The organism is Mesorhizobium sp. M0028 (genome assembly GCF_040323855.1).
Classification (GTDB): domain Bacteria; phylum Pseudomonadota; class Alphaproteobacteria; order Rhizobiales; family Rhizobiaceae; genus Mesorhizobium.
On record NZ_JAMYVG010000045.1, the window covers coordinates 1 to 10,178 of the forward strand.

Here is a 10,178-nt window from a genome sequence, read left to right on the forward strand (position 1 = left end):
CCAAGACCGTTTCAACCATCGAGCGCCGGCTTTCGTCGCTCTCCTGGAATTTTGCCCAGCGCGGCCAGCCGCTGGACCGCAAGGATCGGCATATCGCCACGGTGATGGCTGGCGTTCGCAACACCCACGCCTCCCCTCCCCGGCAGAAGGAAGCGATCCTGCCTGAGGATCTGATCGCCATGCTGGAAACCCTCGACCGCGGCACGCTGCGCGGGCTGCGCGACCGCGCCATGCTGCTTCTGGGTTTTGCCGGTGGGCTGCGGCGCTCGGAAATCGTCGGGCTCGACGTTGGTCGCGACCAGACCGAGGATTCTTCTGGCTGGATTGAGTTTTTTCCTGACAAGGGCGTGCTGGTGACCCTGCGCGGCAAAACCGGTTGGCGCGAGGTCGAGGTCGGCCGCGGCTCCTCCGACGCCACCTGCCCGGTGGTCGCGCTGCAGACCTGGCTGAAGCTGGCGCGGATCGGCCATGGCCCTTTGTTCCGAAGGGTAATAGGGCAAGGCAAAAGAGTCGGCGCCGATCGGCTTAACGACCAGGAAGTTGCGCGGCTGGTCAAGCGCACGGCGCTCGCAGCCGGCGTGCGTGGCGATCTGTCGGAGGGCGAACGCGGTCAAAAGTTTGCTGGCCATTCGCTGCGCGCCGGCCTCGCGTCCTCGGCCGAGGTCGACGAGCGCTATGTGCAAAAGCAGCTCGGTCACGCCTCGGCCGAGATGACGCGAAAGTATCAGCGCCGGCGCGATCGTTTCCGCGTCAATCTCACCAAGGCGTCCGGGCTCTGAAAAGCCCCCTCCCTGCCCCGTTTTGTCCGCTGGGATGAGGCGGTCAGATCTCAGGCGATAACATACCTCATCCAGCACAGCGAGCGCTGTATCCAGACTATCGGCGGCCGACGCTTCGTAGTCAGGCATGATCATCAACTGCGTTATGGCACGGCCCACAAGAGGGCATCGCGATAAAAGTACGCCAAACAACGCTAAGGGAGAACAAGCAGTGATCTGATTTCGTTCGACGCTCGTTTTCGAGAGCCGTTCTGGGTCGTTCGCAATCAACTGTGTAGGCCAGCGGAGCGAGCAAGGAGCGCCAGATCCGGACAGGGCTGAGTGGGGTGTTTCTCCGAAAGATGGGGTCATGCCCTAAGGGACACGAGATGTAGTGGACTCGTCGATCCGCGCGGTTTCGATTCGCGCACCCGGGCACAACGCTTGGATAAGTCCCATCAGATGCTCTCCGGTGGCCGTCATCTGTTTAGCTGACATTGGGCCGAGGGCTTCCAGCACGAGCCACATGGCGCGGGTATCGACCGTGACCATGGTGCGCCGCCCCTGCCGCCAGTTCCAGCGGCGGCACGTGACACCGGCATCATCGCACCAGATGACTTCGCCCGGTTCAGGATGCTCGGTTACCATTTCACCTTGCTGGATCGTGTCGAATGGCTCCGCTCCCTTCGCAATTAAAAGTCTCGGGACCCCCTGGTAGAGATCGAGATCCTCCCCGCCAATCGGAACGCCATACAACACGCTGACGGCATTGTAGGCATCAACCAGTGGGGATATCCGCGGGAGAGAGCCATCTTTCCGCACCCGCTTGAGCAGGCGAGATCGCCAACGACATGATCTTCGCCCGATGCCCTACAAACACAATGCCAGCCGCCGCCACCGAGTCGCGAAGATGAAATTCAAGGTGACAAACTGGCCGGAATACGAGGCGGGCCTTCGGCGGCGCGGCAGTCTGACGCTGTGGTTGACAGAAGAAGCCTTGGCCAGGTGGCATGCGCCGCGAAGAACGACCCGCGGCGGCCAGCCCCGCTATTCCGAGCCGGTGGACGCCTGCCAATTCAGCCTTCCATCATTGGCGATCGGCCGTTGAACGTGGCGGGATGACTATCCTTGCGGTGCTATGGCAAGCGCGCCCTGATCGAGACCGCCGTCGGGCGCTACAAGAGGCTGATCGGACGGCGCCTGCGAGCCCGCTCCTTTTCGGCTCAGCAGACCGAGGTCGCCATCGGCTGCGCCGTTCTCAACCGCATGACGGCGTGCGCACGCCCGGAGTCCGTTCGCTGCCCGGCAAGGCCGACATAGCAGGCGGCATCAAAGAGCTGATTGTGCCTAATGCCACATTTGTGCACCAACGCCTTGTGGCGCGGGCAGCCACAGGCACAGGCTACGCGGAAAATGAAAAGCGGGGCCAACCTTTCGCTTGCACACAGCCTGGGTTTTGCCAGCTCCTCAACCGCAACGTGCTGTCAATCTTCGTCTTGCCATGTCTTGAACGCCGAACTGTTCACGCCATTGGCGCCGCTTTGTCATCCCGTGCCCCGAAATGAGGCCGTCGTTCGAACGATATGCGCAGTTGCTTATCCGCCAGAAACCGGCGAGCCAGATCGGTGTCGCGCTTACCCACGCGTGACACCCAGTCCGAAAACAGGCGAACCGCGCGCCGGTTCATATGCCGCGAAGGACAGACCAGCCAGTATCCCGGAAACTCGATGACCTCGAACTCTATCGAGACCGGAACCAGAGAACCCGACACCAGGTCCTCGAATGCGATGGATGTGCTTTCCAGGACCACACCTGCACCGTCCTTCGCCAGTTGAACCGACATTGACGAACGGTCGAAACGATAAGGATACGTCGTGCGGGCGCCCTGGATACCGTTGCACGGCAGCCAATAATCCCACCGGAAATAGGCCTTCACACTGTCGATCAACCGCGCATGGCGAAGCTGCTCGCGCGGATCCGGTGAGATCGCGCGCAGTTCGGCAAGATAGGAAGGCGAGCACATCGGCAGGATCAGATCGTTGACGACGCAATCCGAATAAAGGCCGGCCCAGCCGCCGTCGCCATAACGAAGATCGAGATCGATGACCTCCGTTTCGAAATCCGAGAAATTGGGCGTGGCGTCGACGCGCAAATTCCAGCTCGGATAGCCCTTGCTGAACTCGGCCAACCGCGGCGCCAGCCATTTCTCGCCGAAGGAAGGACTGACGCGCAGGCTAAGCTGGAAGCTTTCGCGCTGCCGCACAATGGCATTACGCACCTCGCGTATGGATTCGAAAGCCTGGGTCGTGGTCTGGAAGAGCCGCTCACCGTCGATCGTGAGCGAGAGATGGCGCTTTTCGCGCTGAAAAAGCCGCACCCCGAGTTGGTGTTCGAGCAGCCGCAGCTGCTGGCTAACCGCCGAAGGTGTCACCTGCAATTCCTGAGCGGCCTTTGCCACGCCGCCGAGCCGCGCGACTGCCTCGAAATGCGTCATCGCATTGAACTTGATGTCTGACCTCGTCCTCGTCAGTTAAGCTCAGCTACACAGAATGTTAAGAAACGAAAATTGAGCCGAATGTCAATCGGTCGCACAGTGGTCCCGGAAGGAGATACAGGATGGAGCCGAGTTCAACCCAAAGCTTGGGTAGCGCCGGCAACGTGCCGGGAGTTGGACAGGTATGGACCAGGAAGCCCCTGATCGAAGCTGCCAATATCGAGAAGAGTTATGACGCAACCCGTGTCCTGCGGGGTGTGAGTTTTCAGGTCCGGGCCGACGAAATCCACGCGCTCCTGGGCGGCAACGGCGCCGGCAAAAGCACTCTCATCCGCATCGTCACAGGGCTGACCTCACGCGAAGCCGGCGAGATTGGCTTCGCCTCGTCGAAGGCCGACCACAACAGCCCGATCATCGCGGTGGTGCATCAGGAGCTGGCGCTGTTGCCCGAGCTGTCCGGTCGCGGAAAACATCGGCATTGTGCATGCGAGGTCGGGCTGGTCGCAGATCAGCCGTCGCCGCACGCGCGAAACTGCGCTCGGAGCGCTCCAGCTGATCGACCCAGCGATCGGCGAAGCGATCATCGATAATGCCGGCACGCAAATTGTCCCTCCACGAAGGCCAGATCGTCCGGATCGCTCGTGCCCTTTCCACCGGAGCCGAAGTGCTGCTTCTCGATCCCGGCGATCCGGTTGGGGAAACGCGCTGGCTGCAGGAGATCGCCAACAAGCGAGGCTTTCCGCATGGCATCGTCGGCTATGCCGACCTGTCCCAACCCGACGTCGGCGACCTCCTCGACCGCCACATGGAATATCCGAACTTCCGCGGCGTGCGGCAGCCGATGAATTATCATCCCGACCCCGCCAAGACCTATCTGGCGCGGCCGGAGGTCAGTCGTACGCCCGAATGGCGGCGCGGCTTCCGGGAGCTGGCGAAGCGCGGGCTGAGCTTCGACCCGCAGCTCTACCATCCGCAGATGAGCGAGTTCCTCGAACTGGCGCGCGACTTTCCCGACGTGCAGATCATTCTCAATCACACCGGCATGCAGGTCGACGGCGCCGAGCATCGAGGAGGCGATCGCAGCCTTCGGCGTCGGCCGCTCGATGTTCGCGACGAACTTCCCCGTCGACAAGCTGTTCTCGAGCTTCGACGCCATTTTGAACGCCTTCAAGGAAATTACGATCGCCCACACGAGGAGCGGCTCGCGCTGTTCCATGACAACGCCGCCCGGTTCTACCGACTTTAGATCACCGGCAAACAGAAATAGCAGGAGAGTTCGACTTGTTGCTGAAGGGCAAGGCCGTGGTGATTTCGGGGGCCGCGGGCCCCCGGGGAATTGGCCGCTCCACGGCAGCGCTGATGGTACAGCACGGGGCTCGCGTTGCAATACTCGACCTCGATGACGGGCAAGCGCGTGACGCCGCTGCGTCGCTTGGACCCGACCATATCGGCCTTGCGTGCAACGTCGCGGACCTCGACGCCTGCAAGAGGGCGGCGGCGCAAGTGACAGAAACCTTGGGCAGGATCGATGTGCTCTGCAACAATGCGGGCGTCACGCAGCCGGTCAAGACGCTGGAGATCAGCGCGGCTGACTGGGACCGCATCCTCGATGTCAACCTACGCGGCGTGCTCCATCTCAGCCAGGCATTCATCCCGAACATGCGCGAAAATGGCGGCGGCTCGATCATCTGCATGTCGTCAGTTTCGGCCCAGCGCGGCGGCGGCATCTTCGGTGGCCCGCACTATTCGGCTGCCAAGGCGGGTGTTCTGGGGCTTGCCAAGGCCATGGCGCGCGAATTCGGTCCCGAAGGCATCCGCGTCAACTGCATCACACCGGGCCTGATCCAGACCGACATCACCGGCGGCAAACTGACCAACGCCATGCGCGCCGACATCATCAAGGGAATCCCGCTCAGCCGGCTGGGCGAGGCGCGCGACGTAGCCGGCGCCTATCTCTTCCTGGCTTCCGATCTGGCCAGCTACATCACCGGCGCCGTGATCGATGTCAACGGTGGGATGCTAATCCATGGCTGAGTGGACAACGGAGCTTGAGATGCCTCGCGCTGGCAGCAATGTCAGCCTGGCCGAACGAGCCTATCGTATCCGCCGACACGCCGTGCGGATGGGTCAAGTCCAGGGCCAAGGTTATGTCGGACAGGCGCTGGGTGTCGCCGACGTGCTTGCCGTCGCCTATTTCCATGCGCTTCGTTACCGGCCGGAGGACACGTTGTGGGAGGGACGCGACCGCTTCCTGCTGTCGATCGGACACTATGCGATCGCGCTCTACGCGGCTCTGATCGAAGCGGGCGTGCTGCCGGAGGAAGAGCTCGAAACCTATGGCAGCGATGAAAGCCGTATGCCGATGTCCGGCATGGCGCCATACACGCCCGGCATGGAGATCACCGGCGGCTCGCTCGGTCACGGCCTTGGCATTGCCGTTGGCATGTGCATGGGGCTGACGCGCAAGCGAAGCGACAGTTTCGTCTACAATCTTTTGTCCGACGGCGAGCTCGGTGAGGGCTCGACCTGGGAAGCCGCGATGTCGGCCGCCCACCACAAGCTCGACAATCTCATTGCCATTGTCGACTTCAACAATCAGCAGGCCGATGGTCCGTCGACGGCCATGCTCTCCTCCGAACCGGTGACCGACAAGTTCGAGGCGTTCGGCTGGCATGCGCAGCGCGTCGACGGCAACGACATCGAGGCGGTCCGCAAGGCCTTCGACATGGCGCGCGGCCTGAAGGAACCTCGTCCGCGTGTGATCGTTTGCGATACGCGCATGGCCAAGGGTGTGCCATTCCTGGAAACCCGCGACATCACGCATTTCATCCGCGTCGAACCGCACGAATGGACGTTAGCGCTCGAAGCTTTGGAAAAGGGACGTCCGCGTTGAGGTTGTCAAAGTTCGCGCCGCGCCACGCCGCCAATGCCGGTGAGCGCAAGACCACATCGGCGATGATCGCGTCGATCGCGCCCGATGGCGTACCGACACGCAATGCGCCGTTCGGGCACACACTGGCCAGACTGGCGCACCAGCGGCCCGGGATAGTTGGCCTGACGGCGGACCTCGCGAAATACACCGATCTCCATGTCTTCGCACAGGAGCATCCGGACCGCTTCTATCAGATGGGCATGGCGGAGCAGGTGCTGATGAGCGCCGCCGCCGGCTTGGCGCGGGAGGGTTTTACGCCCTTCGCCACCACCTACGCCGTCTTCGCATCGCGACGTGCCTACGATTTCATCTGCATGGCGATCGCCGAGGAGAAACTCAATGTGAAGATCGTCTGCGCCTTACCGGGGCTGACGACCGGCTACGGCCCCAGCCACCAGGCGACGGAGGACATCGCGATTTTCCGCGGGATGCCGAACCTGACGATCATCGACCCTTGCGACGCGCTCGACATCGAACAGGCCACGGAGGCGATCGCGGACTACAACGGGCCGGTCTACATGCGGCTTTCGCGCGGTAAGGTTCCTGTCGTGCTCGACGAAGACGACTATACATTTGAAATCGGCAAGGCGCGAATGCTGCGCGAGGGCGCGGACGTATTGTTCATTTCCAGCGGCCTGATGACCATGCGCGCGCTGGAGGCCGCGAAGGCGCTTGAAGCCGACAGGATCGGCTGCGCCGTTCTGCACGTTCCGACGATCAAACCTCTGGATACGGAGGCGATACTCGCTGCCGCGCGCCGTTCGGGACGGCTGGTGGTGGCGGCGGAGAACCACACCATCATTGGTGGCCTTGGCGAAGGCGTTGCCGCGCTGCTGATGCGCGAGAGAGTGACCCCAGTCTTTCGCCAGATCGCCCTGCCCGACGAGTTCCTCGACGCTGGCGCGCTGCCGACGCTTCACGATCGCTACGGGATCTCAACTTCCGAGCTCGTGCGCCGCGTCCGCATTTGGAGCGAATGAGAAGTAAGAGCTCTCCCCACACAACAGTTGAGTCATCGACCTTGACCTTGCCCCTCTTATCTAATCCGGTTTGAAGTTCGTTCTGGCCCATCGAGAGGACCAGGACATGAAACGTAGCCGCTTCTCTGAAGAGCAGATCATCGGAATTTTGAAGGAACATGAGGCCGGGGTATCGGTTGCCGATCTGTGCCGCAAGCACGGGGTCAGCGACGCCTCGATTTACAACTGGAAGGCCCGCTTCGGCGGGATGGATGTCTGCGAGGCTCGGCGACTCAAGGCTCTGGAGGACGAGAACACGCGGCTGAAGCGGCTTCTGGCCGACGCCATGCTCGACAACGCGTTGAAGGATCTTGTGGGAAAGAAATGGTGACGCCCGCGGCCAAGCGGAAACCTTTCCAGCGACCAGATCGATCAACTTCAACGCCGACTGCAACGGACCAGGCGATCAAGGAAAGGTGCATCATGAAGCATTCGCGGAGCCGACAATAGCCGACGCCATTCTCGACCGGATCATCCACAACGCCCATCGCATCACCCTCGAAGGCGACAGCATGAGAAAGCAAAAAACACCGCCGCCCTTGACCGGCGCCGAAAACGGCGAAATCAATCGCAAATGACTTCAACCAGGCAACCGAGCGCCGACCCCATCCTGCTGTCCGCGAATTAGTGAAACTGCTGTCCGCGATTTAGCGGAACGACTGTCCCGTTTTTGCGAAATACGCACGTCCGACGCAGCTTGCGTTGACAGAGGCGGTTTTACGCGCAGTTGCAATAGCACTTCCGCCGGCCTATTTTTGTGGAGTTCAATTGTGGTTCGGCCAAGGGCGCTTTGGGCGCCGGACCGGCCCCGTGTAAACCTCATTAAAGAGAGACGAACCCTGCCATGGAAGAATTCTTATCGCGCATCGCCACTGGTGCCGGCATCGGCCCGGCTCTCGCAGAGAAGGCCGTTGGGTTAATGCTGGGTTTCCTGCAACGCCACGCGGCCGACGGTCCCGTTGCGCGCATGATCGCGGCCATTCCCGGAGCTTCGGAATTAGTGGCGAAGTATCATGGCAACGACCCAGAGGGCGGAGGCGGCCTCATGGGGCTCGGCCAGCAATTGATGAGTGAGGGTCTCAGCATTCTAAAGATCGCCGCCATCGCCAACGAGACGATCGCCTTCGCCAAGGAACATGCCGGCGACGAACTCGTGGACGAGGTCCTCAATTCCGTTCCTGGCCTTCCCCAGTTCGTCTGATCAGCGGCAGCCGGGGGCGCATGACCTCGTGCGCCCGTGCCGGCCCGTCTGCGCAGGTAGGCATTCTCCGCCGAGCGCTCCGTACCGATCTCGCCAGACCACCAACCGCCGGGCACGCGAAGCGAGCGTTGGAGTACTTCATTCGTCTGTCCCAAAATCGACCGCAGGCGAACCGATGTGTATAACTTCCGGCGGTAAGGGTTTATCGTGAACGCTTTCGATGAAGCCCGCGAGATAAGCAAACGTATTGTATTTCTCAAGAACCAACCGCTTCGCCTCTTGTATTGCGCCGCGACGCTCCTTCCAGAGGTCCGAGTCGATGATTTCTTGAATTTTTTGGATTACGTTCTTGTCCTCTGGGTCAATCAGAACCATTGAGTCGGAAGGGAAGAACCTCGTGATTGCCGGGCTGCCGTAATAGATCGGCATTGTTTCAGCAACGAAGCAGTCCATAAGCTTCTCTGTAAAATAGTAATCAGCACGAGTATTCTCGAAAGCTATACTGTAACGGTACGGTGCGAGTGCGTCCCATTTATCTCCAATCAGCCGAAAACCTCGGCCGAACAGGTCAAAATCGAGCTCCTCTCTCAGCCGTTCCAGAAACGCCAGCCGATATCGATGCCCTTTAAGCAGGGCGATGTTACTGGTAATCCATGAGAGCCGAAGCGGCTTGTCCACGACTTCGCTGACCAGAAGTTGGTCATATGTCTTTGTTACAGACCAAGACCGAGTGATAGGTGGAGACAAAACGAATCGGCGCTCTGCATTCTGCCGAGCAGCCAGCTCTGCGTCAGACGTCAGGACGATGGTATTTTTCCCTTGCCCTTCATGAAATGCGCGATGAGCTTTCGTCGGCGGTTCGCCGATTGCAAAAATTGTCCTGTTTGGACTCGCCTCGATATCAACAGGGAGCCCAAAAATAGAAGCAGAGTTAAAGACAATATGCCAATCGGGCGCGAAGGATGTCCTGCGTACAAAAGCGACATTGTTCCAGATTCCACTGCCCTTTGGAGTGAGATGGTGGATTGCATCATCCAAAACGCCCCAAGAATCCAGACATGTAGCAACAATGGGCGCCGGACGTTCCGTCAACAATTTGGTCGACAAAGCAGTTCCACCCCATTCACTTCCGTTGGACCGGGAGCAACTCGTGCATCGGGCGCAAGACCTCTCTGCGCCTGAAATAGCTCGCGATCCTGATCGGTATCAAACACACGATTCTGTGCGACTTCGCGATTCTGTGCGACTTCGCGCCATTCGACAACTCATCTCTAAGACCGCGGGAATCCCTTCACTCGTGAAGGTACTCAATCGCCATTTCGGATTGCGGTAAGATTGGGCAGCATAAACCTTCCGGGACCCGCTGTCGAGGCAATTGTCGCTTTGCACCTAACCAGGTTCTTCCTCACTTTGTGTGGTGATCAGGCCGGTTGAGTGGCAGCATGCGTGCCCTCTAAAATATGGAAGTTGACTACATTCTTATTATTAATCGGGATATACGACCAGTTTAGAGGCGGCTCGCCTCTCACAGGCGACGTTTGCAGCGGCGACGGCAGATCGAGATATTGGCGGGTTGATGCCGGGGCTTTGTCCGAAATCTGTGGTCCGATTTCGGACGAAGTGACGGTCAAGATGTCCGAAATATGCTACGAATTTCGGACAAGCTTCACACACAAAGCGCCGCGGCTTTGCCCGACATCATCGATATCGTCATGCAGATGGGCGATGCCGACCTAGCCTCGTCCCCTCCCCTTCCAGCCATTGCCAATCCCAG

Annotated in this window: 9 protein-coding genes and 4 pseudogenes; 10 read left to right on the plus strand and 3 right to left on the minus strand. The window is 60.3% G+C overall.

What is annotated here, in order from left to right; translation table 11 throughout:
- Positions 1 to 779 (plus strand): site-specific integrase (locus NKJ93_RS33395; protein WP_352593631.1); only part of this gene is annotated, 779 nt, incomplete at its 5' end.
- Between the two features lie 354 nt (positions 780 to 1,133).
- Here NKJ93_RS33395 and NKJ93_RS33400 read toward each other — a convergent pair.
- Complete coding sequence (locus NKJ93_RS33400; RefSeq protein WP_502904424.1) at positions 1,134 to 1,625, minus strand: B3/B4 domain-containing protein; 492 nt, start codon at positions 1,623 to 1,625, stop codon at positions 1,134 to 1,136.
- On the opposite strand from NKJ93_RS33400, the pseudogene NKJ93_RS33730 reads away from it, so the two are divergent.
- A pseudogene (locus NKJ93_RS33730) lies at positions 1,624 to 1,815 on the plus strand (IS5/IS1182 family transposase); the annotation flags it as partial. The gene NKJ93_RS33400 and the pseudogene NKJ93_RS33730 overlap by 2 nt on opposite strands.
- Before the next feature lie 465 nt (positions 1,816 to 2,280).
- On the opposite strand, the gene NKJ93_RS33410 reads toward NKJ93_RS33730, so the two are convergent.
- On the minus strand, positions 2,281 to 3,252 hold the full coding sequence (locus NKJ93_RS33410; protein WP_352593637.1) for a LysR substrate-binding domain-containing protein: 972 nt from the start codon (positions 3,250 to 3,252) through the stop codon (positions 2,281 to 2,283).
- A 122-nt stretch (positions 3,253 to 3,374) separates the two neighbouring features.
- On the opposite strand from NKJ93_RS33410, the gene NKJ93_RS33415 reads away from it, so the two are divergent.
- From NKJ93_RS33415 to NKJ93_RS33450, 8 genes and pseudogenes are all read left to right on the plus strand, one after another.
- On the plus strand, positions 3,375 to 3,842 hold the full coding sequence (locus NKJ93_RS33415) for an ATP-binding cassette domain-containing protein (RefSeq protein WP_352475089.1): 468 nt from the start codon (positions 3,375 to 3,377) through the stop codon (positions 3,840 to 3,842).
- An 86-nt stretch (positions 3,843 to 3,928) separates the two neighbouring features.
- A pseudogene (locus NKJ93_RS33420) lies at positions 3,929 to 4,498 on the plus strand (amidohydrolase family protein); the annotation flags it as partial.
- 35 nt (positions 4,499 to 4,533) lie between these two features.
- A complete protein-coding gene (locus NKJ93_RS33425; protein ID WP_352453729.1) occupies positions 4,534 to 5,286 on the plus strand; it encodes an SDR family NAD(P)-dependent oxidoreductase in 753 nt (250 codons plus the stop codon).
- Positions 5,287 to 5,305: 19 nt separating this feature from the next.
- Entirely contained in the window at positions 5,306 to 6,145 is an 840-nt protein-coding gene (locus NKJ93_RS33430; RefSeq protein ID WP_352453734.1) for a transketolase, read from the plus strand.
- The gene (locus tag NKJ93_RS33435; RefSeq protein ID WP_502895560.1) at positions 6,142 to 7,164 is read left to right on the plus strand and encodes a transketolase family protein; all 1,023 of its coding nucleotides are present in this window, start codon (positions 6,142 to 6,144) and stop codon (positions 7,162 to 7,164) included. Before NKJ93_RS33430 ends, NKJ93_RS33435 begins: the two co-directional genes overlap by 4 nt.
- Before the next feature lie 106 nt (positions 7,165 to 7,270).
- Positions 7,271 to 7,554: pseudogene (locus NKJ93_RS33440) on the plus strand (transposase); the annotation flags it as partial.
- 71 nt (positions 7,555 to 7,625) lie between these two features.
- Positions 7,626 to 7,781: pseudogene (locus NKJ93_RS33445) on the plus strand (ATP-binding protein); the annotation flags it as partial.
- 266 nt (positions 7,782 to 8,047) lie between these two features.
- Positions 8,048 to 8,404 carry a hypothetical protein gene (locus NKJ93_RS33450; protein WP_352453730.1) on the plus strand — a complete coding sequence of 119 codons (357 nt, stop codon included), beginning with the start codon at positions 8,048 to 8,050 and terminating at the stop codon, positions 8,402 to 8,404.
- Positions 8,405 to 8,542: 138 nt separating this feature from the next.
- On the opposite strand, the gene NKJ93_RS33455 is transcribed toward NKJ93_RS33450, so the two are convergent.
- A complete protein-coding gene (locus NKJ93_RS33455; protein WP_352453731.1) occupies positions 8,543 to 9,511 on the minus strand; it encodes a glycosyltransferase family 10 domain-containing protein in 969 nt (322 codons plus the stop codon).
- Positions 9,512 to 10,178 lie beyond the last annotated feature (667 nt).

What these genes read in the sequence shown, in the direction of transcription:
- NKJ93_RS33415 (WP_352475089.1), top strand. Translation starts at nt 3,375, where the DNA reads ATGGAGCCGAGTTCAACCCAAAGCTTGGGTAGCGCCGGCAACGTGCCG.
- NKJ93_RS33430 (WP_352453734.1), top strand. Translation starts at nt 5,306, where the DNA reads ATGCCTCGCGCTGGCAGCAATGTCAGCCTGGCCGAACGAGCCTATCGT.
- NKJ93_RS33450 (WP_352453730.1), top strand. Translation starts at nt 8,048, where the DNA reads ATGGAAGAATTCTTATCGCGCATCGCCACTGGTGCCGGCATCGGCCCG.
- NKJ93_RS33410 (WP_352593637.1), bottom strand. Translation starts at nt 3,252, where the DNA reads ATGACGCATTTCGAGGCAGTCGCGCGGCTCGGCGGCGTGGCAAAGGCC.